This is a genomic window from Nocardia seriolae NBRC 15557, from assembly GCF_007990715.1.
In the GTDB taxonomy this organism is placed as follows: domain Bacteria; phylum Actinomycetota; class Actinomycetes; order Mycobacteriales; family Mycobacteriaceae; genus Nocardia; species Nocardia seriolae.
In genome coordinates this window covers 1-22,120 of record NZ_BJWY01000126.1, presented here as the reverse complement: position 1 = coordinate 22,120, position 22,120 = coordinate 1, and the positions used below count along the sequence as shown (strand labels likewise).

At 69.2% G+C, this 22,120-nt stretch carries 18 protein-coding genes and 1 pseudogene; 8 read left to right on the top strand and 11 right to left on the bottom strand.

Translation table 11 applies throughout. The annotated features are described in order from the left end of the window. The coding region (locus NS2_RS29040) for a TetR/AcrR family transcriptional regulator (RefSeq protein ID WP_147207359.1) at positions 1 to 568 on the bottom strand (568 nt) is incomplete at its 3' end. A gap of 55 nt (positions 569 to 623) precedes the next feature. On the opposite strand from NS2_RS29040, the pseudogene NS2_RS29035 reads away from it, so the two are divergent. Further along, positions 624 to 1,471: pseudogene (locus tag NS2_RS29035) on the top strand (alpha/beta fold hydrolase). Between the two features lie 77 nt (positions 1,472 to 1,548). Further along, positions 1,549 to 2,466 carry an alpha/beta hydrolase fold domain-containing protein gene (locus NS2_RS29030; protein ID WP_033090553.1) on the top strand — a complete coding sequence of 306 codons (918 nt, stop codon included), beginning with the start codon at positions 1,549 to 1,551 and terminating at the stop codon, positions 2,464 to 2,466. Between the two features lie 90 nt (positions 2,467 to 2,556). Here the strand turns inward: NS2_RS29030 and NS2_RS29025 are convergent, their stop codons facing one another. Next, a complete protein-coding gene (locus NS2_RS29025) occupies positions 2,557 to 2,937 on the bottom strand; it encodes an MmcQ/YjbR family DNA-binding protein (protein ID WP_081986270.1) in 381 nt (126 codons plus the stop codon). Positions 2,938 to 3,093: 156 nt separating this feature from the next. Between NS2_RS29025 and NS2_RS29020 the strand changes: the two genes are divergently transcribed. Both NS2_RS29020 and NS2_RS29015 read left to right on the top strand, forming a co-directional pair. Next, entirely contained in the window at positions 3,094 to 5,397 is a 2,304-nt protein-coding gene (locus tag NS2_RS29020) for a LuxR C-terminal-related transcriptional regulator (protein ID WP_033090563.1), read from the top strand. A gap of 71 nt (positions 5,398 to 5,468) precedes the next feature. Beyond that, entirely contained in the window at positions 5,469 to 6,260 is a 792-nt protein-coding gene (locus NS2_RS29015; RefSeq protein ID WP_081986268.1) for a response regulator transcription factor, read from the top strand. Positions 6,261 to 6,323: 63 nt separating this feature from the next. On the opposite strand, the gene NS2_RS29010 is transcribed toward NS2_RS29015, so the two are convergent. From NS2_RS29010 to NS2_RS28995, 4 genes are all read right to left on the bottom strand, one after another. Beyond that, positions 6,324 to 7,067, bottom strand: coding sequence for a flavodoxin family protein (locus NS2_RS29010; RefSeq protein WP_045439374.1), 744 nt, complete (start codon positions 7,065 to 7,067; stop codon positions 6,324 to 6,326). A 58-nt stretch (positions 7,068 to 7,125) separates the two neighbouring features. Beyond that, complete coding sequence (locus NS2_RS29005) at positions 7,126 to 7,353, bottom strand: anti-sigma factor family protein (protein ID WP_033090555.1); 228 nt, start codon at positions 7,351 to 7,353, stop codon at positions 7,126 to 7,128. Further along, positions 7,350 to 8,003 carry an RNA polymerase sigma factor gene (locus tag NS2_RS29000; protein ID WP_197707850.1) on the bottom strand — a complete coding sequence of 218 codons (654 nt, stop codon included), beginning with the start codon at positions 8,001 to 8,003 and terminating at the stop codon, positions 7,350 to 7,352. The genes NS2_RS29005 and NS2_RS29000 overlap by 4 nt, the downstream gene beginning before the upstream one ends. A gap of 72 nt (positions 8,004 to 8,075) precedes the next feature. Further along, a complete protein-coding gene (locus NS2_RS28995) occupies positions 8,076 to 10,028 on the bottom strand; it encodes a thiamine pyrophosphate-binding protein (RefSeq protein WP_033090557.1) in 1,953 nt (650 codons plus the stop codon). Between the two features lie 85 nt (positions 10,029 to 10,113). Between NS2_RS28995 and NS2_RS28990 the strand changes: the two genes are divergently transcribed. Further along, positions 10,114 to 10,752: a hypothetical protein gene (locus NS2_RS28990; RefSeq protein ID WP_222594892.1), complete on the top strand. Its 639-nt coding sequence runs from the start codon at positions 10,114 to 10,116 to the stop codon at positions 10,750 to 10,752. A 3-nt stretch (positions 10,753 to 10,755) separates the two neighbouring features. Here the strand turns inward: NS2_RS28990 and NS2_RS28985 are convergent, their stop codons facing one another. The 5 genes from NS2_RS28985 to NS2_RS28965 all read right to left on the bottom strand — a co-directional run bounded on the left by NS2_RS28985 (position 10,756) and on the right by NS2_RS28965 (position 17,063). Beyond that, a complete protein-coding gene (locus NS2_RS28985; protein ID WP_033090558.1) occupies positions 10,756 to 11,280 on the bottom strand; it encodes a DinB family protein in 525 nt (174 codons plus the stop codon). Between the two features lie 29 nt (positions 11,281 to 11,309). Continuing rightward, positions 11,310 to 12,182, bottom strand: a complete 873-nt coding sequence (locus tag NS2_RS28980; RefSeq protein WP_045439366.1) for an alpha/beta fold hydrolase — start codon at positions 12,180 to 12,182, stop codon at positions 11,310 to 11,312. Next, on the bottom strand, positions 12,182 to 13,342 hold the full coding sequence (hsaA, locus tag NS2_RS28975; protein WP_033090559.1) for a 3-hydroxy-9,10-secoandrosta-1,3,5(10)-triene-9,17-dione monooxygenase oxygenase subunit: 1,161 nt from the start codon (positions 13,340 to 13,342) through the stop codon (positions 12,182 to 12,184). The genes NS2_RS28980 and hsaA overlap by 1 nt, the downstream gene beginning before the upstream one ends. Positions 13,343 to 13,436: 94 nt before the next feature. Next, a complete protein-coding gene (locus tag NS2_RS28970) occupies positions 13,437 to 15,299 on the bottom strand; it encodes an alpha/beta hydrolase (RefSeq protein WP_261772322.1) in 1,863 nt (620 codons plus the stop codon). A 255-nt stretch (positions 15,300 to 15,554) separates the two neighbouring features. Then, positions 15,555 to 17,063, bottom strand: coding sequence for an FAD-dependent oxidoreductase (locus NS2_RS28965; protein WP_033090560.1), 1,509 nt, complete (start codon positions 17,061 to 17,063; stop codon positions 15,555 to 15,557). A 166-nt stretch (positions 17,064 to 17,229) separates the two neighbouring features. Between NS2_RS28965 and NS2_RS28960 the strand changes: the two genes are divergently transcribed. From NS2_RS28960 to NS2_RS28950, 3 genes are all read left to right on the top strand, one after another. Next, complete coding sequence (locus tag NS2_RS28960) at positions 17,230 to 19,611, top strand: PEP-utilizing enzyme (protein WP_147207358.1); 2,382 nt, start codon at positions 17,230 to 17,232, stop codon at positions 19,609 to 19,611. Between the two features lie 226 nt (positions 19,612 to 19,837). Next, entirely contained in the window at positions 19,838 to 20,788 is a 951-nt protein-coding gene (locus NS2_RS28955) for a tyrosine-protein phosphatase (protein ID WP_228102668.1), read from the top strand. Positions 20,789 to 20,893: 105 nt separating this feature from the next. Continuing rightward, positions 20,894 to 21,898: a glycoside hydrolase family 172 protein gene (locus NS2_RS28950; RefSeq protein ID WP_033090569.1), complete on the top strand. Its 1,005-nt coding sequence runs from the start codon at positions 20,894 to 20,896 to the stop codon at positions 21,896 to 21,898. The last annotated feature ends 222 nt before the right edge of the window (positions 21,899 to 22,120 follow it).

The following is a 22,120-nucleotide window of genomic DNA, read 5'->3' as shown; positions in this document are numbered from 1 at the left end:
CGACACTAGCTCCCATTGCGCGGCCTGCTGCCAATAGTGGTTCGGTTGAGCGTAATGTGCGGCTGAGGATGAATGCGCCTTCGAGGGCGCAAAGGAGGGCTGTCATTAATTCTTTTGCGTCGCTTTCCATTAGGCCGCGACGGGTGAAGTAGGCGGCACCGTCTGCTATCCAGGAATTCATGACTTCGGCTGCTACGTCGCGGATTCCGGGTTCACTGTCTGCTACCTCCCCGGCGACCGTGCCGACGGGGCACATGTTCATCCAGCCGTTCTGCTCGATGGTTTCGGCGGCGGCGGTGAAAGCGGCGGGGACGGCTTCGCGGAGGTCGTCGTGGGCGTCCATGAGGAGGGGGAGGAGTTGGATGTAGGCCGCGCCGGACGTACGGAGGGCCTCGGCGGCGATGGCGGACTTTCCGGCGGGGAAGTGGTGGTAGAGGGAGCCCATCGGGGCGCCGGAGGCCGCGGTGATCTGTTTGACGGTGATCGCGCTGTAGCCCTGGACGCGCATGAGCTCGGCGACGGCGGCTACCAGGCGGTCCCGGGTGGTGGTTGACAGCTTCTCACTCACGGATCCAGACTAGAGCAAACACACTAGAGCGTGTGCTCTAGCGGAGAGGTCGATCATGAAGACTGTCGAGTTGAATGCGGGCCGGATCCATTACGTCGAGCGGGGCGAGGGGCCCGCGGTGGTGCTGCTGCACGGGCTGCTGATGAATCACACGCAGTGGGACGCGGTGATCGACAAGCTGCCCGAGGGGTTCAGGTACCTGCTGCCCGTTCTCCCGCTCGGCTCCCACCCCGAGCCCATGCGGGAGAACGCGGATCTGACCATGCGGGGAATGATCAGCTGGTCGCGGATTTCCTTGCCGCCCTTGACCTTCACGACGCCACCCTGGTCCACACCGACTGGGGCGGCGGGTTGTTCCTCACCGCCTACGGCTTGGACGAGCGCGTCGGGCGGTTGATCGTGTTCCCCTGCGAGGCATTCGACAACTTCCCGCCGGGCCTGCCGGGCAAGACTGTCACCTTGGCCGCCAACCTGCCGGGCGGAGTCACACTGGGACTCGAGCAATTACGCATACCGTGGCTGCGCTCGTCTCCCCTGCTGTTCGGCTGGATGGCCCGCTACCCGCTCAGCGATGAACTCGTGCATGGCTGGACCGAACCCGGCCTGCGGGACAAACGCATCCAGCGCGACATGCTCGCCTACGGCCGGTCCCGCCGCACCAAGGCCGAACTCATCGCGAATACCGAAGCACTGCGCAACTTCTCGGGCGATGCCCTGATCCTGTGGTCCTCGGCGGGCAAGGTGATGCCGCGCGAGCACGGCCGCCGCCTGGCCGAGATCATTCCCAATGCCCGCCTGGTCGAGATCGACGACGCCTATGTCCTGTCGATGATCGATCAGCCCGATGCTATCGCCGCCGCCATGTCCGCCTTCCTCACCGGCGCGAAAATCGAACACGGATAGCGCGGCCGTTCGCTTCGGTATGGTCGACTGCGAATGACCGGACATTCCAGTCGTTCCGGCCCACACCGGGAGGCACCATGCCCAGCTTGATCAGTCGGGCGGTGCCCGCATACCTGCGGATCACCCGCGCCAATCGGCCGTTCATCACCGCGCAGGGCGCGCGGGAACACATCCGCGAGCGCAGCATTCGACCCCAACCCTACGGCCCGCCGCGGCTGCTGCGCTCGGATGTCCGCGTCGAGGTACGCCGCGAGGACGGCTGGCCGATCTACACCCTCACGCCCCGCACCGGCGGTGCCCGCGGGAATATCGTGTACTGCCACGGCGGCGGCTGGATCAACGAGGTGGCCAGGCAGCATTGGGAACTGGCGGCCACCATTGCCGCCGAGATGGGCACGGCGGTCACGCTGCCCATCTATCCGCTGATTCCCTACGGCACCGCCGACGAGGTGATTCCCCGGTTCGCGGCGCTGGTTCGCGCCAACCGAGCCGAGTACGGGGAGGTCTGCCTGGCCGGCGACTCGGCGGGCGGGCAGATCGCACTGTCCACCGCCCTCGTGCTGCGGGACGAGGAGCAGCCGATCGTGCCCCGGACGGTGCTGATCTCACCGGCGCTGGACCTGTCGCTCAGCAATCCCGATATCCCCGCCGTCCAGCCCGACGACCCCTGGCTCGGCCGGGAGGGCGGGCTGGTGCTGGGCGAGCATTGGCGTGGTCCGCTGCCGATCACGGACCCGCGCGTCAGCCCGATGTTCGGCGACTTCACCGGGCTCGGCCCGCTCACCGTCTTCTCCGGCACCCGCGACATCCTGATGCCGGACATCCGGATCGTGGTCGGCAAGGCCCGCGCCGCGGGCGTCGAGGTCGACTATCACGAGGCGGCCGGACTGGTGCACGTCTACCCGCTGACCCCCACCCCGGAAGCCCGGGCGGCCCGGGCGATCCTGATCGACAGCCTCCGCGCGGCGCTGAGCCGGGCGCCCTCCCCTCGCTGACCGTAGGCGGGACCGCCAGGTCGGGGACGAGAGATATTGCCGCTGCGGCGATTTCGTCCGGTGGCAGCGGTTCGGTCACCGGATCGAGGATCACTCGGATTTCGTTGCGGCAGGGCCGTGTTCGGCAAGCCATTGGCGCGCACGGGTGGCGGAGGCGCGCGAAAGCCAGCCGTCCTGAATCACTTCGGTGAGTTCGGTCAGAGTCAGCTCGGGAATTCGACTGCCCCGCACCAGCACCGAGAGATGACCGTCGAAATGCGGCGTCGTGAAGAACGGCGAGTCCGCGTCCTGGGTCAGGGCCAGTTTGTCGTCCGCGGAGGGGACCCAGATGACGATGACGTCGTCGAATCCTTCGCCGGTTTCGGGGTCGAAGGCGTCCGGGCGCGGAGTGCGGAAGAAGACGAACGACTTGCGGCCGACCTGATAGACGGGATTGCCCGCGCCGCCCTGCTCGGTGGTGACGTGCGGCATGCCCAGCGCGATCTCGTGGACGTCTTCGACGCGGGCCCGGCGGCTTCTGCTCGGCACCCGCTCGAGTGTATCGGCGCACACACCGGAGGCTCTCGCGAGCTGCGTTTATGCGGGGCTGCTGGCACAGAATGCGGCAAATCACATAGGTTGGACACCATGGCGCGGCGTGTCAATGGAAACCTCCCCGAAGAGGTGACTAGCTTCGTCGGCCGCCGCGAAGAGCTGGCTACCGCGAAGCGACTGCTGCCCACCACCCGGGTGCTCACTCTGCTCGGCCCCGGCGGCATGGGGAAGACCCGGCTCTCGCGACAGATCGGGCAGTTGGTGGCACGGGCCTTCCCGGACGGGGTGTGGCTGGTCGAGCTGGCCGATGTGCAGGATCCGGCGCTCGTGACGCTGACCGTGGCCGAGGCGCTGAATCTGCGCGACGAGTCCAGCGCGCCGCTGCCCCGGCTCACCGAATTCCTCGCCGACAAGCGCCTGCTGCTGATTCTGGACAACTGCGAGCATCTCATCGAGGCGTGTGCCACGCTGGTCGGGCGGATCATCGCCACCACCCCGGACGTCCGCGTGCTGGCGACCAGTCGCGAGGTGCTCGGCATTCCGGGCGAGCAGGTCATGCCGGTACCGCCGCTGACCGTGCCCGACACCGCCACCGAGGACTCCGACGCGCTGCAGCTGTTCGTCGAGCGCGCCACTGCGGCCAATCCGAGCTTCTCGGCCACGCTCGCCAATCGCGCGGTACTGGCCGAGATCTGCCGCCGCCTCGAGGGCATGCCGCTGGCATTGGAGCTGGCGGCGCTGCGGTTGCGCATGTTCACGCCGGAACAGATTCTGGACCGCCTCGACGACACCATCGGGCTGCTCAGCGCGGGGCCGCGCACCGCGCCGCAGCGGCAGCAGACCATCGAGGGCGCGATCCGGTGGAGTTACGACCTGTGCACTGCAGCCGAACAGGCGCTGTGGGAACAGCTTTCGGTGTTCTCCGGCGGTTTCGATATCGATGCCGCGGAGACGGTGTGCGAGCTCGGGGCGGCCTCGCTGATGGAGGCGCTGACGGGGCTGGTCGACAAGTCGGTGGTGGTGCTGCGCTTCGACGGGGAGGTGGCCCGGTATTCGATGCTCGAGCCGATCCGCCAGTTCGCCGCCGACCGGCTCGCCGAACGCGGTGCGGCACAGCGGGTCCGGGCCCGGCACCGGGAGCACCACCGGCAGCTGGCCATGCGCGGGCAGACCGCCTACTGGACCGGTGAGGATGTGGCCTGGTTCCACGAATTGTCCAGGGAGCACGCGAATCTGCGGGCCACGCTGAAGTCCGGGCTCGAGGACGAGCCGTTGAAGACCATGGCCACCGTCACCGTGCTGCGGCCGTTCTGGGAGCACAACCGGTTCCTGTCCGAGGGCTACCGCTGGCTCACCGATTCGCTGGCCCGCAATCCGGAGCGGACCGCGGAGCGCGCCAAGGCGCTGTCGTCGGCGGCCTCCCTGGCGGCGCTGCTGGGTGATGAGGAGTCCGCGGCGCGGCTGGTGACCGAGTGCATGGAATTGGCCGCCTCGCTCGATGACAAAGACATCATGGCCGAGGTCGCGCTGGACCGCTCGCTGCTGGCCTTCGCAACCAGCGACCGCGAACGGTCCCTCGAACTCGGGCGCAGCGCCATCGAACTGGCGGCCTCGCACGGCCAGCACGCGATCGAAATGGACTCGCACGCCTTCTCTTTCATGGCCGCCATGGTGCTCGACGCCCCCGGCCGGACCGAACTGGCCGAACGCTTCCTGGCGCTCACCACCGACAGCGGTTCGCATCTGCTGGGCGGGCTGGCGCTGTGGACGGTCGGCATCGACCACTGGCGGCGCGGCGAACTCGACGCCGCCGCCGAATACCACGGCCGCGCCATCGAACAGCTGGCGCTGTTCGAGCGCTGTGTCTGGCTGTCGTCGGCCTTCGAGGGCCTGGCCTGGACGGTCTCGGCACGCGGCGACTACCAGCGCGCCGCCCGCCTGCTGGGCGCGGCGGAGACCTTGCAGCGCAGCACCATTCGCCTGGCCGACACTATCGCCGTCGCGGTCGGCGAGAAGGAGCGCCTGGTGGTCCGCGAGGCCCTGGGCGAGGAGGCGTTCCGCACCGCTTTCGGCGCGGGCGCGAGCCTGCCCCTCGAAGCGGCCATCGACTACGCCCTCGGCCGCACGCCCGCCGCCCCGGAACCGGTCGCGGCGCCGCCCGCGCTACAGCGCACCCCGCGAGCGGCCACCGCCACCCTCTCCGAAACCAGTGTCCTCACCCGCCGCCAGAAGGACGTGGCCCGCCTCGTCGCCGCCGGGCACAGCAACAAACGCATCGCCGCCGACCTGGTGATCTCGGTGCGCACCGCCGAAACCCACGTCGAGCACATCCTCGCCAAACTGGGCCTGACCTCCCGCACCCAACTCGCCGCCTGGGCCCACGAACACGAGCTGTAAATCCCTGTAACGGATTTCGGGTAGCACGCCTCTGTGCACTGTTGATCGTATCGGCAGTGAGGCAGGGCAGGATGACACGCGACATCGACCTCGACGCGGAGTTCGCACCGCCGTTCCCGGTGGAGCGGCGGGCCACGGTGCTGGTGGCGGACCGGGACGAGCTGTCCCGGAAGCTGTTGCGGCGCAGTCTGGAAGCCGACGGGCTGCGGGTGGTCGAGGCGAGCACCGGGTACGACGCGCTGCCGGTCGCCACCTCGACGGGCATCGATCTGGCGGTGCTGGATGCCGGGCTGCCCGGCACCGGCGGGCTGGACATCTGCCGCCGGATCCGCTCGGCGGGCCTGCGGCCGGATACGCCGGTCATCCTGGTCTCCGCGCACGACACCGAGCACGATCGGGTGCTCGGCTTCGAGGCCGGGGCCGACGACTATCTCGGCAAGCCGATCGGCCCGCGCGAGTTCGGATTACGGGCGGCGGCGCTGCTGCGGCGCTCGCGGCGAGCAGTGCAGCCGGCGCGACCGGCGCTGCGCGACGGCGCCGTCGAGGTCTGGCCGGAATCGCGGCTGGTGCTGGTGGCGGGAACACCGGTACGGTTCACCGAGCGCGAATTCCAGCTGCTCGCTTTCCTGCTGGCGCATCCGCGGCAGGTGTTCGGCCGGGATCAGCTGCTGGCGCGGGTGTGGGGCTGGGAATACGGCGACATGTCCACGGTGGCCGTCTATGTCAAGCGGCTGCGCGCGAAGCTCGGCGCACATCATCGGGTCGAGACCGTATGGGGTCGCGGATACGCATGGGGCAGAAGCGATCTCGCGTGGTCGCAGACCTACGCCGGAAGCGGCGCGGAGGCGACGGCCGCCGGATGAGATGTCCCGCGAGTGCGTGCGAAAGCCGCTCGCGGGCCTGGACCGCCGGGAGAGCAACCCTCATCAGCTCGCCCGGCGGTCTTCCACGTCGCCGCTCAGCGGTATTCGGGATTCTCGTAGTCGGTAGTCGAAGCGGCAGCCCGCGTCCCAGGCGGTGCGCTGGTTGCCGAAAGCCGGAATGCCCTTGGCGTCCTTGAGCATTCGAGCCAGGTGCAGGAGGTTCCAGGTCATGAAGGTGGTGTTGCGGTTGGTGAAGTCGTTCTCGGGGCCGCCGGAGCCGGGGTCGAGGTAGGAGGGCCCGGGTCCGGCCTCCCCGATCCAGCCCGCGTCGGCCTGGGGCGGGATGGTGTAGCCGAGGTGCTGGAGGCTGTAGAGGATGTTCATGGCGCAGTGTTTGACCCCGTCCTCGTTGCCGGTGATCAGGCAGCCGCCGACGCGGCGGTAGTAGGCGTACTGGCCCGCCTCGTTGAGGATGTGGGAATTGGCGTAGAGACGCTCGATGACCCGCTTGGTGACGGAGCTGTTGTCGCCCAGCCAGATCGGGCCCGCGACCACCAGGATGTCGGCGGCCATGACGCGGCGCTGCAACACCGGCCACTCGTCGGATTTCGCGCCGTGCTCGGTCATGTCCGGCCAGACGCCGGTGGCGATGTCGTGGTCGACGGCGCGAATGTGGTCGACCTGCACGCCCTGTTGCTCCATGATGTGGGCGCTGGCGTCGATCAAGCCCTGGGTGTTGCTGACCCCGGGCGACGGCTTGAGGGTGCAGTTGATGAACAGTGCCCGCAGGTCTTCGTAATTCGTCATGCACCGCAGTGTCCGCCCGGCGCCCAGCGTTACAGGGTCGAACACGGCGATTGCCGGGTCAATGCTGGAAATCGCGGAAGGCGTTCAGCAGCTGCTCGCGCGCGGTGCCGGACAGGCTCTCCGGTGGCAGCTCCCCCACCGCCTGGATGGTGCGGCGGAACTGCTCCAGGTACACCTCGCCCCCGTCGCACAGCGAAAGGTGCTCCAGGAAACGCTGTTCGACGGCCGCGTCCAGGGTGCCGTCGAGGAAGGCGGTGACGAGTTCGACGAATTCATCGCAGTTCACGACAGCACCGCCTCCGCATCGAAATACCCTTCCAGCTTCGTGCGTATCGCCGCCCGGGCCCGGTGCAGGATGACCCGCTGATTACCGGCCGAAATGTCGAGCAGACCGCACACCTCCTCCGAGGAATAGCCTTCCATATCCCGCAGCACCAGCACGATCCGGTGCCGGTCGGGCAGCTCGGCCAGGGCCGCGGCCACCACCTGCGCGAATTCCGCCCGCTCGGCGGCATTCTCCGGCTCCGACCAGCGCTGTGGCTTCTCCCCGGCCTTCCAGTGGCCGGGGTACGGGTCCCCGGCGGGGCGGAAGCGGTCGGGGTCCACGCTGGGTCCCTCGTCCTCGGACAGCAGGCTGGCGAACGGGACGGTCCGGCTCTCGGCGATGCCGCGTTTCTTGGCGGTGTTCACCAGGATCCGGTACACCCAGGTCTTGAAAGCCGCCCGGCCCTCGAAGCCGTCGATGCCGCGGATGACCGCCAGCCAGGTCTCCTGCACCACCTCTTCGGCGGAGGCATTGGTGGAGACGAACGAGCGGGCGAGCCGCAGCATGCCGGGTGACCAGGCGTCGAGCACCAACCCGAAGGTGCTCTCGTCCCGTTGGCGGAGATTGCCCACCAGGACATCGTCCGGTGGCAGGACGCCGTCGTGGCCCACCCGCACTCCTCGCTCGACACAACAGACTGTCATCGCGACTCTAACGCCGGTTCGGGCGGTTCTTGGGCCCGATCACACCAATTCGGCATCCTGCGCGACACACAGCAGCGCGGGCCCGTCGGCGGCGAACAGCTCGGTCATGGCCGCGTCGAGCTGATCCCGTTGGGTGACCCGGATGCCCTTCGCACCGCACAGCTCGGCGTATTCGGCCCAGTCGGGGTTGTGCAGGGCGGTGTGCCAGACCGGATAGTCCGCGGCACGCTGCTCCTTGCTGATCTTCCCGAGCGACCCGTTGTCGAGCAGGATGTGCTTGATCGGAATGGAATACTTGACGGCCGTGGTGATTTCGGCCGCGTACTGCGCGAAGCCGCCGTCGCCGGTGACCGCCACGACGGGCCGATCCGGTGCGGCCGCCCAGGCGCCGAGCGCGGCCGGATAGCCGAAGCCGATCGAGCCGAGATAGCCCGACATGAGCACCGGCTGACCCGACGATTCCAGGTAGCGGCCCAGCGAATACGCGTGATTGCCGACGTCCACGGTGACCACGGCGTCCGCGGGCAGGTGAGCCGACAGCGCCGCGAACACCGCCGCGGCCGGAACCCCTTGGCCGCGATCGTCGTTCGCGCGGCGTTCCTTCTCGGTGCGCCAGATCGCCCAGCGCGCGGCGATATCCGGGCGCTGGTCGACGGCGGCGAGGCGTTCGGGCGCGGCGCGCAACAGTTTCGCCACCCGTTCGAGGGTGAGCGCGGCATCGCCGAGAATGCCGACGGTGGCGGCGTTCCAGCGCTCGACGCCCGCGCGGGTGTCGTCGATGGAGACGATCGGCTTGTAGGTGGCGATGCCGGTGTGGTCGGAGAACGACGCGCCCACCACGATGAGCAGATCGGATTCGTTCATCAGCCAGCTGGCCACCGGGGTCCCACTGCGGCCCAGGACGCCCGCACCGAGCGGCGGGCCCTCGGGGACCAGGCCCTTGGCCTTGAAGGTGGTGAGGATCGGGCAGTTCAGCAGTTCGGCCAGGGTGCGCAGTTCCGCGGTCGCGCCGCGCGCGCCGTGACCGGCGATCAGTACCGGGCGGCGGGCGGTGAAGATCAGGCTCGCGGCGCGGGCCAGGGTGGCGGCGTCGGGGGCGGTGCGGCGCGGGAGCAGCCGATCGGCGGGCACCCCGGCGAGGCGGTCGCTGGGCTGCGGCTGCACTTCGTCGGGGAGCACCAGATGGGTGACGCCGCGCAGATCGATCGCGCGTTTGACCGCGAGGGCGGCCAGTTCGGCGGGGTCGCTGTCGGCGGCCAGGGTGGTGGTCCAGGCGGCCACGTCGCGGAACACCGTATTGAGGTCGAGGTCCTGGAAAGCGCCGCGCCCGCGCACCTTCGAGCGCACCTGACCGGAGATCGCGACCACCGGAGCGCCGTCGAGTTTGGCGTCGTAGAGGCCGGTCAACAGGTTGGTCGAGCCCGGTCCGGCAATGGCGAAGCAGGCGGCGGGGCGGCCGGTCAGCTTGCCGTAGGCCGCGGCGGCGAAGGCGGCCGCGCCCTCGTGGCGGATGCCGATGTAGGTGAGCTCGCCGCGTTCCTCGGCGCGGCGCATGGCGTCGGCGAAGCCCAGATTGGAGTGGCCGACCATGCCGAACACGTGGGTGACGCCGTAGTTGACCAGCGTCTCCACGACCGCGTCGGCCATCGAGCGGGGCGGCGCTACGGGCTCGGGCACCTTCACATACAGTCCCGAATCATCCTGGCGCACTTCGTAGGTCGCGACGCCGTCGTCGAATCCGGCGGGCGGCTTGCCGCTGATGGGATCGAAGTCGTAGCCGTGCCAGGGGCAGCGCAGCCACCCGTTCTCGATGGACCCCTCTCCCAGCGGCCCGCCCTGGTGCGGGCAGTGATTGGCCAGGGCCCCGAACCGATCCCCGCACCGGCTCAGGGCGACGCTGTGCCCGCCCACCGACACGGTCCGCACCCGCCCCTCCCCGGGCTGATCCTCCGCTGCCACGCGATACCACTGCGCCGATCGATCGCTTTCCATCTGTAACGCCTCCCTACCCAGAAGAATCTGTGCTGACGGTGCACCGCAGTGCCCGCCGCGTTACAGCAGAGAAGAAGATGGGGACATGACGATGACCGACGCCTACCGCCGGACCCGCGAGAGCCTGCACGCGGTCGCGGAACAACTGCTCGCCGGGCCGGAGTACCGCACCAGCGCCACCATCCGGCTGGCCGCCGCGCCGGGCGGATTCGCCACGGTCAAGGCACCGAATCTCGCCGTGCGCGAGGATCTTCTCCTGCTCGACGGCGATCCGGTCGGCAAGCTGCCGGGTGCGACCATCGCCGGCCTCGCCGCCGCGGCGGGCATCGAGTCCGGCATGCCGGACGGCGTCTACACAGACGTCACCGGTTTCGACCCGGCCGCCGAGCTGTGGATCGACCCGGACCAGGCGCGAATCCTCGCCCGGGCCCTCGAACGCGGCGACGGCGCGCTGCGGGCCCTGGCCCCCGACCACACCCCGGTGCTCTGGCCCGAGCACTTCGACATCGGCATCGATCTGGACGAGGTCAACTACGGTGTCTCCCCCGGCGACTCGCTGATCCCCGAGCCCTACGCCTACGTCGGCCCTTGGACGCCCCGCACCGGCGAGTTCTGGAACCAAGCCTTCGGCGCGTCACGAACCATCGCCGAATTGGGCGGGCTCGACGCGTTGCTCGAATTCTTCACCGAGGGCAGGCTGCTCGCGGCCCGATCGACGGACTGACGGCTACTGGTAGCCGGTCGCGCCGTCGATGCGTTCGCGCAGGAGGTCGGCGTGCCCGGCGTGGCGGCCGTACTCCTCGATCATGTGCAGGTAGATCCAGCGCAGGGAGAGGTCCTTGCCGGAGCGGGGGTGCGGGACGGCATGGTCGAGCGGCAAATCGGCTACGGCCTTGTCGCACAGGGCGATTTCGTCGAGGAGGCGGGTGTAGTCGGCCTCTGCGGCGTCGGCGATGGTGTCGTCGAAGTCGCCGTCCCGGTTGGTATCGCTGGAGTAGACGTAGTCGAGCGGCTCACCGGCCGCCCGCATACGGAACCAGCCGCGCTCGACCTCGGTCATGTGCCGGATCAGGCCGAGCAGCGACATGGTGGACGGTTCCACACTGCGGGTGGCGAGCTGAACACCGTTGAGGCCCTGACATTTCCAGAGCAGGATCTCGCGTCCGCGGGTGAGCAGCGAGTGCAGTACGGCGCGCTCGTCGCCGATGAGCAACTGTGGGGACCGAGGGATTTCCGGGGCTGTCCACGTCATATTCGGACTGTAGCCCCGGAAACCGGTTGCTACAGTCCGTTGTTCAGGAAGTCGATGACCGAGCGTTCGAAGGCGTCCTTGCGCTCGACCATGACCCAGTGGCCGCAGCGGGCGAATGTGCGCAGGTCCGCGTTCGGGAGCTGGCGGGCGGCGAAGAGTGCGCCCTCGACCGGGGTGACGCGGTCGTCGCGGCCCCACAGGATCAGCACTTCCTGCTTGATGCCCTTCAACCGGGCCCACAGCGGGACCGGTTCGGCCAGCTTCGGGTTGTAGAAGGTGGCGTAGGCGTCCCGCAGCGCGGCCCGGCCCTTGGGGTCGGCGGCGGCCTCGAGTCGCCTGGCGACGAGCTCCTCGGTCAGGGTGGCCGGGTTGGACACCATGGCCCGCAGGAAGCCCATGGCCTTCTCGTCGCTGGGGGCGGCGTTGAACTCCATGAGGCGGGTAATACCCTCGGACGGTTCGGGTCCGAGAATATTCACGCCGACACCGCCGGGGGCCATGAGCACCACGCGGTCGACTCGTCCCGGGTGCTCGAGCGCGAGCAGCGTCGCGACCGTGCCGCCCATGGAATTGCCGAGCAGGTGCGCCTTCTCGATGCCCAGCTCGTCGAGCAGACCGAGCACGGCGTCGGCGGCGATGCGCAGATAGTTGCGCTCGTACACCTCCGGCCGCCCGCTCGCGCCGAATCCCGGCTGATCCAGGACGAGACAGCGGAAGTGCCGCGCCAGCACCGCCAGATTGTCGCCGAAGTTGGCCCAGCCGGAGACGCCCGCGCCCGAGCCGTGCAGCAGCACCAGCGCCGGACCCTCGCCCGCCTCGTGGTAGCGGAGCTTGTGGCCGTCGACCGTCACCCAGCGGGTGGTGTCCTCCGCGAAGCGCTGGGAGGTGGAGCGGAGTGTCATCAGAGCATCCGATCCGTGACCTCGAGCCCCATGGCGCCCTTGCCGAACATGGCCAGCGCGCGCTCGATGTCATTGATGGCGTGCACGCTGCCCGCGTGCGCGTCGCGCCAATTGCGCTCGATCACATTGGGTTTGCGGATGGAGTGACCGCCGGAGTTCTTGAACAGCAGATCGATGGCCTTGAGCGCGCGCGCGGTGCCGCGCACCTGGTCGCGGCGGGCGCGCAGCCGGGACTCGAACGGGATCTCCTCGCCCGCCTCGGCAAAGCGCAACTGCTCGTTCATGTTCCGCTCCATCTGCAGGATGGCGGCGTCGATTTCCGAAGCGGCGCGGGCGATCCGGACGTGGGCGAAGGGATCCTCGGACACCTTCTGGCCGCCGTAGGACAGGCGCACCCGCTCGCGCTGGCGCTCGATGTGCGCCTCGTAGGCACCCTGGGCCGCGCCGATGATCGGGGAGGTGATGGTGTTGGAGAACACGCTGCCGAACGAGATCTTGTACAGCGGAGAGGTATTCACCTGCTGGCCCGGCCCCACCAGGTCGGCCTGGTCGGCGGCCGAGTAGGTGCGGTAGGCGGGCACGAACGCCTTCTCGATGACGATGTCGTTGGAGCCGGTGCCCGACAGGCCGGACACGTTCCACACGTCCTCGATGCGGTAGTCGGTGCGCGGCACCAGGACCGTGTAGTAGTCCATGCCCTGCTCCGACGGGACCAGCGCGCCCAGGAACACCCACTGGGCGTGGTCGCAGCCGGAGGAGAACGACCAGCGGCCCGACAGCTCGTAGCCGCCCTCGACCACCGACAGCTTGCCGGTCGGCGCGTACGAGGAGGAGACCAGGGTGTCCGGATTCTGGGCCCACACGTCCTGCTGGGCACGGTCGTCGAACAGCGCCAGCTGCCACGGGTGCGCGCCCAGCACCGAGGACACCCACGCGGTGGACGGACACCGGGTGGCGATGGCCCGGATGACCTCGTAGAACTCGACCGGCGAGGCCGCCGCGCCGCCGAAGCGGGCGGGCTGCAGCATGCGGAACACGCCTGCCTCGGTGAGCTCGGCAATGCTGGCGTCGGGCACCCGCCGCTGCTCCTCGGCCTGGGTCACGCGTTCCCCGATCGCGGGCAGCAGATCCCGGACCAGATCGAGCACCTTGTCAGTCATACGGGCGTTCCTCCTCGTGCCAGAGTTTCTGCACTCGAAGCTATGGCCACGGAGGTGTTTCGACTCGAAATAGTCCCGTTGATCGGAACGTGGACTACTTGTGGGCGTACTCCCAGGTGATGTCCTCGTCGAGGGCCTTGCGGATATTCCGATCGAGGTCCGGATTCCAGTCCTCGGGCTGGGCGACAGCGACCCAACCGTCCAGGACCAGATCGCCGTAGCGGTGGCCGTGTCCGGAGGGGACGCCCTGGGCGTTGGCGAGGTCGGCGCTGACCTGCCAGAAGGTGACGATGGGCCACCAGCGGATGGATTTGGAGACATCCGCGCCGCGCGGCTCCCGCAGCCAATCCGGTTGGGTGAACAGCAGATCCGGCGACCACCAGACGATGGGGTCGGAGGCGTGCTGGAGGTAGACGATGCGCGGGTTGAACCATTGCCGGTCGGGGCGGTCGAGATCCGGTGCGGTGGCGGCGAATCGGACGATCAGGCCGTCGGCGTAGGTGGGCAGGACCTCCGGGGTGCCCGGATCGCGACGCTGCTCGAGCTGACCCCAGATGCGGTTGGAATTGGGCGGGCCGACCCACAGCACTCCGTCGACCAGGGTGCGGATGTCGTCGAGTCCGGTGAAGGCGCCCTCGGAGCCCTGCGAGCCCAGGCTCTCGCCGTACACCAGCAGTTTCGGCCGCTGCCCGACCGGCAGTTGCGCCCAGCGCTCGTGCACGGCGTGAATGACCAGCCGACCCGACTCGGTGGCCTTCTCCCGGTCCGACAGGAAAGACAGCACGCTGGGCAGATACGAGTACTGGCTGGCCGCGATGGCGGTGTCACCGCCGTACATGTACTCGATGGACTCGGCGGTGGTCGAGTCCACCCAGCCGGTGCCGGTGGTGGTGACCACGACCAGCACCTTGCGCTCGAAGGCGTGGGTCCGATCCAGTTCCTTCACAATGAGATCGGCGATCTCCTCCGGCGTCTTCGCCGAGTCCAGCCCCGCGTACACCCGGATCGGTTCGCGCGCCGGCTTTCCCGTCACCTGCGCGATGCGCTCGGCGCCGGGGGCGTTGGCCACGAACCAGCGTCCTTCCGAGCCCAGCGTGTTCCACTGCGCCAATGACTGTGGGCTGCCCGACCTTTCGGGCAGCTGCGGCTGCAGCGCGTACTCCGAGGTCTGGCCGTTGCGCAGACCGAAGGCCGAGTTCGCCACGGAGAAGAAGGCTTTCGCCAGCACGCCCTGGAACAGCAGCACCGCCAGCACCGTCACCAGTGCGGTCGCGCCGACGTAGGCGACATTGCGGGGAATCCGCCATTCGATGTTCAGCAGCCGCGCGATCAACCGGATCAGCCATCGCACCCCACGGAACACGATCACCACCAGCGCCAGCGTGGCCGCCGCGAGCAGTTCCGCGCGCAGAAAACTCGGGGTGGTGGTCGGCTGCATCCCCATCAGCACTTCGAGATCCCGCTGCCAGCGCGCCGACCGCGCCAGCACCAGCGCCGCCCCCACGATCGTCCCCACCACGATCACGGCCTTCCAGCTCGCCCGCTCCACCTCGGTCGGATGCCACAGTCGCGCCAGCCCGCGCGCCTCCTCGGGCAACCGCGGCCGCACCCACTTCTTGAACGCCCACTCCAGCACGCACCCCACCCCGTACCCGATGGCCGCACTGATCCCGCACACCAGCCCCTCGAACAACCAGGTCCGCGGCAGCAACGACGGAGAAACCGCCCACAGGAAGAAGATCCAGGCCACCACCAGCCCCGGATAGCTCGCCTTGACCGCCCGCTCGACCCGATCGGCGAACGCCCACACCCGCCCCCACCCCGAAGGATTCGGCGCGGCAACGTCACTGCCCGCGGTTTCCCCGTTTTCGGAATCGCCGCCGTTCTCGGGTTCGCTGCCATGTCCGGATTCACTGTCGCGTTCCGGTTCGCCGCCCGCCCGGTCCTCCACCATCATGCCCCCGAGTCTTGTCGCCGGACTCGCCCGAATCACGCCCGACACGCGTGCGATCCCGCACCGGCAGCGCCGAACGTCCGGGGGCTCAGGCCGCCGTCCGCCGCTGCCGGCTATCCGAGATCGCCCCAGCGGGTACCTGGGACGCCACGTGGACCCGACAACCCCCGAGTTGCCCGCCACACGGAAAACGTTAGGCCGCACCCGAACCCAAGTGAAACAGCAATTCACACGCAATTCACGACCGGTGATTGTGAATCAGGTGCGGCGGGCGGCGGAGGCGCCGGCGCGGCGGCCGAAGAAGGTGCCGTCGCCCAGGGAGGTGCCGGAGATATAGCCGAAGCCGTGGAGGCCGTTGGCCGCCCGGCCCGCGGCGAACAGGCCTGGGATGGGGCGGGCGTCGAGGTCGAGGACGTGGCCGTCCAGGTCGGTGTGGAGGCCGCCGAGGGTGAAGACCGAGGCGCCGGTGCCGCGGCGGTTGCCCGATTCGGCGGGTGGGCGGATTCCGGCTTTGACGTCGATTGCGGCCAAGGGGGCGGTCAGGGGGCGTAGCCAGCGGGAAGACTTGTGATGATCGGGATCCTCTGCGCGGGTGGCGAATTCGTTGTAGCGGGTGAGGGTGGCGACCAGGGAGCCGGGTGGGAGACCGGCGAGGGATTCCAGTTCGGCGGGGGTTTCGGCGACGTGGGTGGGTTGGACGCCCCAGCGCTGGGGTTCGGGGACATCGTCGAAACCGTGTTCGTCGACGATGACCCAGACCGCGGTGTCATCGCCGGCCCAGCTGCCGCCCATGTTCTGGCGGTAGAGGGCGTGCTGGCCGATGCGGCCGGGGTAGGTGTCCTCGTTGATGAAGCGGCGGCCCAACGCGTTCACCACCAGGCCGCGGGCGGCGAGGCCGGGGATCAGAGACATGCCGACCTGCCCGGCGGACATGTGGCGCACGGCCGCGCCCAGGGCCTGCGCCATGCGGATGCCGGAGCCGTCGTCGGTGCCCGCGCTGACCTTGTTGTGGCCCAGCAACTGTGGGGCGTGGGCGGCGAGCATGTCGTCGTTGTCGACGAAACCGCCCGTGGTGAGCACGATTCCACGGGGGGCACGGATGGTGAGCTCCTTGCCGTAGTTGCGGGCCACGACCCCCACCACGGTGCCGTCGTCGGCGACGATCAAAGTGCTGACGTAGGTGTCGAAAAGCGTGGTGGCACCGGCGGATTCGGCGGCGGAGGACAGGCATTCCATCAGCAGCTTGCCGCCGAAGTCCTTGGCGGCGGGCCGGTGTCCGCGCGGGGCGGGGACGGCCGATTCGGTGAAGGGCCAGCTGTTCTCGCCCAGCCACATCAGCCCGTCGTCGGTGGGCGGGACCCAGGTGGGTGCGTCCCACATGGTCGGCTTGAACGGGACGCCGCGGTCGACGAGCCAGTGGAAGTGCTCGACGCTGCCCGCGCAGTACTCCTCGATCTTGGCGGGGTCCGCGCCCGCGCCCAGGGCCGCGGTCAGGAAGGCCGCCATCTCCTCGGGCGAGTCCTCATATCCGCAGGCCACCTGAATGGGAGTGCCGCCGCCGAGGTAGATCTCGCCGCCCGACATGGCCGACGCGCCGCCCGCGCCGCCGGAGCGGTCCAGCACCAGCACCCGGGCCCCGGCGTGCGCGGCCGCGAAGGCCGCCGACGCGCCCGCCGCGCCATAGCCGACGACCAGCACATCGGTCTCGATGTCGTAGTGGTTCACCTCGCCGGCCGCCCGGGGCGTGACCGAATTCCGCACTGTCATGGTTCGACCGTGCCCGCTGCCGGTGCCCTTACTTAGCGGTACATCTTGCTGACCGAATCCCCGATCCCGTTGACCGGGACTGTCACCCGCCACCCGAGAGCGCACTGGGGATGGTATGTGAACGGCGTCACTGTGGTTGGGGACGCCTGCACGAGGAGGAGAGTCGATGCGGATTCTGGTCACCGGAGTCACCGAGGCGAGCGGCCGGGCGGTGTCGCGCATGCTGCTGGCGGCGGGTCACGACGTGACCGGCCTGGACCGGCAGCGCCACCGCTATGTGGACCCGCGGGTCGAGGTGATCGTCGGCGACCTGTCCGATGCCGGGATCTGCGGGCGGGCCGCGGCCGGCGTGGACGCCATCGTGCACCTGGCGGGTACCGCGGTGGCTCCGATTGCCGAGGCGGCCAAGGATTCCGGGGCGCGACTCGTGGTGCTGGCGGGTGCGGATCCGAACGCCGAACGGACCGGGACCGGATCCGGTGCGGACGCGCTCGTCGTGCGCACCGCCCTGGTGGCGGGCCGCCGCCTGGACAAGAGCGGCTGGCGCACCCTGGAGAGTCTGACCGGCGGCAAGGGCAGCATCCAGGTGCTGCACTACGACGATCTCGAGCGTTTCCTGGTGCTGGCGGCGCTCTCGCAGCGCACCGGCGTGGTCGAGCTGGCCGCTCCCGGCGAGGTGTCGGGAGCCGATGTCAAGAAGATCTTCGCCGACGCGGGCGTGAAATACATTGCGTGGCTGCCGAAGTCGTCGGCGACGGGCACCCGGGTGGACTCGTCCGCCGCTCGCGAGGAATGGGGCTTCCGCTACGGCTGGACCGCCACCGAGGTGATCGCCGACGTGGCCCGCGGGCTGCACGGCCGCAAGAGCACCGGCTCGGGCATCCGCGCCCGCCGCGGCGCGATCCCGCTGCCCAGCCACGTGGTGCCGCAGAACGCGCCCACCTCCGACGGCTACACACTGAAATCCGCTGCGCCAGAGGGTCTTCAAGGTGAATTCGACGACCTGGTCGACGACCGGATCCCGGTCTACACCGCCACCAATACCTCCGAGGCGCTGCCCGGCCCGCTCACCCCGCTGACCATCGACCTGCAGGCCGGTGCCATCCGGCTCGGCAACGAGGCCATGGGAAATATGATCGCCATCGAAGGAATCGCGTTGGAGCACTGGGTCTCCCGTGTCACCAGCGTGCTCGGCCATCACATGTACATCAATGCCTCCATCGGCGTCTTCTCCGCGCAGAACATGCCCGGCTGGGACGAGGAGAGCGTGCGCCGCGACGTCTACGGCACCATCGGCGATGTCGAGCTGCACCCCAAGGGCCGTCCCGCCATGCCGACCGGAATGGCCGCGCGCGCGGGCACTTTCAAGGCCCTGGGCCGCGTCGCCGCCACCGCCATGCAGTACGCCGAGACCGCCGAGCTCATCAATGCCGCCTCGCACGCGGAAGCCCTGACCCGCGATGAGATCTCCGAGCTCACCGACGAGCAGTTGCATGCCCGCGCCCTGCTCTGGCGCGACCGCCTCAACCAGGCCTGGCAGGCCGCCTCCATCGGCGTCATGATGACCGGCGCGGCCACCGCCGCCCACAAGGGCGAGGTCAAGATCGACCTGAACCGCCTGGAGTCGGCCAAGACCATGCTGGCCGTGGAGCGGCTGGCGGCGCTGTGCCGCAAGGACGCCGGGTTACAGGAGGTCGCCAAGAGCGGCGATGTCGGTGCGGCCCGGGAGAAGTCGCCGGAGTTCGCCCACGCCCTGGAGCAGGAGCTGGCCCGCATCGGCCACCGCGGGCCCGGCGAATGCGAGCTCATCAACGCCACCTTCGGCGACCGCCCCGAACTGCTGGTCACCGCGGCGGGCCGGGCCGCGGAAATGCCCGCGCCGCACCGCGAACCGGTGCCCGAGCCGACCGGCCGCACCGCCAAGATGGCCGTCGGCGCGACCGTCTACCGCGAGCGCGCCCGCGACGCGGTGGTGCGGGTCACCAACTGCCTGCGCCTGGCCACCCAGGAGCGCGCGGCACGTCTGGTGAAGGCGGGCAAGCTCACCGAGATCGAGGACTCGGCGTTCCTGAACCTCGACGAAATCCTCTGGGCTCCCGCCGATCTGAAGGAGCACGTGGCCCGCCGCCGGGCCGAGCGCGCCCGCTTCCAGGCCGTCCGCATGCCCGACGTGGTCAACGGCCCGTGGGAGCCGGAGGAGATCTCCGGCGCGATCGCGGTGGGCGACAGCATTTCCGGGCTCGGCGTCAGCCCGGGCGTGGTGGAGGGCACCGTCAAGCGCGTCATGACCCTCGACGACGATATCGAGCCCGGCGACATCCTTGTGGCCGCGGTGACCGACACCGGCCACACCGCCATGTTCGCCTACGCGGGCGCGGTGGTCACCGATATCGGCGGCGCGGCCTCGCACGCGGCCATCGTGGCCCGCGAGTTCGGCGTCCCCTGCGTCGTGGACACCAAGACCGCCTCCGACGCCCTGCGCGACGGCCAGCGCGTCCGCGTCGACGGCGCGGCCGGAACCATCACCCTGCTCGCCGACGTCGAATAGCCCGACCCCCGCAGCCGTCCCACTGAGCGGGACCCGCACCGGAACGTCGCCATTGCGACACCGTGCGGTCCCGCTTCGGCAACCCCGGGACGGCGTAATGGTCCGGATCCGCCGACAGCCGGCGCCGACCTCCGCAGACAGCCGAAGTCCGGTGTGGGACCGACCTCGGCGGAAACGGACCGGGGCAACCGTCCCGGTCCGCGTTGTACCGAAAGGAAATCCACCAGTGACGATTTCACGTGCCGTGCGTGGCACCCTCACCGGTGTAGCCGCCGTGCTCATCGCCGTCGTCCCGGTAACCCTGACCCCCGCGGTCCAGGCCGCCCCGATCGCCATCGGGCATCAGGCGCCGATCGGCGCGGACTTCAAGCTCGCCGGCGCCCCCAATGCCCGCGATATCGGCGGCACCGCAGCCAACAATGGCGTCGCGAAGATCAAGTCGGGCCTGGTGTTCCGCACCGACGCCCTCAACCGCCTCAGCGCCGCCGATCAGCAGACCCTGATCGCGGCGGGGGTCACCAAGTCGATCGACTTCCGCAGCCCGACCGAGCGCGCCGCCGCCCCGGACGCGCTGCCCGGCTCGATCCCGGAGGAGTCGCTGCCGGTCTACGACCCCAACAACGACTTCTACGTCTTCTTCGCCAAGGCCGTGCAGGGCGGGCCGCAGGTGCAGCAGCAGATGCTCGGCGACGGCAAGGCCGCGCAGTTCATGCGTGACTACTACAAGTGGATGGTCACCGACCCGACCGCCCGCCAGCAGTTCGGCAAGGCGCTGCGGGAGATCGCGAATGCCGATGGCGCGGTGCTCTACCACTGCACCGCGGGCAAGGACCGCACCGGCTGGATGACCGCGATCCTGATGTCCGTCCTGGGCACCCCCGAGTCCCAGATCTACGACAACTACCTGGCCTCCAACGATCGCCTCGCGGCGTCGAACAAGGCCACCTTGGACGGGCTGGTCGCCAAGGGCCTGGTCACCGATCCGTCGCTGTTCACCCCGGTGCTCGGTGTGCAGAGCGACTACCTGGCCGCGGCGTTCGGCCAGGCCGTGCAGTCCTACGGCACGGTGCAGAATTTCATCGCCCAGGGCCTGGGCATCGACGGTGCCACCATGGGCACCTTGCAGTCCAAGCTGATCGAGCAGGGCGGGATCGGGACCGGTCCGTTCGGTAGCTAGGCGTTTTACCACGGATGCCGGCGTCGCGAATGGGACGACGTCGGCATTCGCTTGTCCGCGCCATGTCCGGTTCGCTGCGGGTGCGCGCGTGCGAAAATTCGCATGGTGCACGAGATCTGGCAACTGGACGGTCGGCGCACCCGCTCGGTGAGCGCGGAGAACCCCACCGGCGAACCCGGCGGTGGCGGCCGGGCCATCTCCGGGACCGGCGCGTTCGCGGCCGCGGGGCTGGGGCGCGGCTGGAAGGTCTCGCCGTCGATCGACCTCGGGCCGGGTGAAACCGCAACGCTCGCCGATGTTTCCGGCCCCGGCGTCATCCGTCATCTCTGGCTCACCACCGACCGGTCGCTGCTGCGCGACTTCACCCTCCAGATGTATTGGGACGACGCGCCGCAACCGGCCGTGGCCGTGCCGCTGGGCGACTTCTTCTGCAATGGCTGGGACGAGCTGGCGCTGATCAACTCCGCCATGGTGGTGGTCGCGCCCGCGGGCGGCCTGAACAGCTACTGGCCCATGCCCTTCCACTCGCGGGCGGTCATCACGCTGCACAACGGAGCCCCGCGGGCCGCGCCGGTCTACTACCAGATCACCTATCTGGAAGAGGAGCTACCGGGCGCCGCCGGGTACCTGCATGCCCGGTGGCGGTGCAGCGATCCGCTGGGCACGCCCGCCGAGCATCCGATCGTCGAAATCGAGGGCGGCCCCGGCCGGTACGCGGGGACATATCTGGCGGTGCGGCCGCGGGCCACGGGGTGGTGGGGTGAGGGGGAACTCAAGTTCTATCTCGACGATGACACCGAATTCCCTACGGTCTGCGGCACCGGAACCGAGGACTATTTCGGTGGCGCCTGGAATTTCGATCTCGACGGCGCTTATCGCCCCTACTGCGCCCCCTATCTGGGCATGGCACAGGTGTTGCCGCCGCATCGAATCTACGAACCGGACCAGCGATTCGGGATGTACCGGTTCCACATTCCCGACCCCATCTGTTTCGAGCACGGACTGCGCGCCACGGTGCAGGCGCTGGGCTGGCGCGAGGACGGACACTACCTGCCGCTGGAGCGGGCGCACGTGGCCTCCACCGCCTTCTGGTACCAGGCGCGGCCCTGAACTCGTAACGATTGCGGGCAAACAAGAAGAATGCGATTGCTATTGCGTAAAACGCGTCGAGTGCGCCGGGTGCGGGTGCATGGTTATTGCTATGCGCGCCTTGGTTGTCGAGAAGCCCGGACAGTTCACCGTCGAATCTGTTCCGGATCCCACACCGGGCGTGGGCGAAGTGGTGATCCGGGTGGACGCGGTCGGGATATGCGGGACCGATATCCATACTCG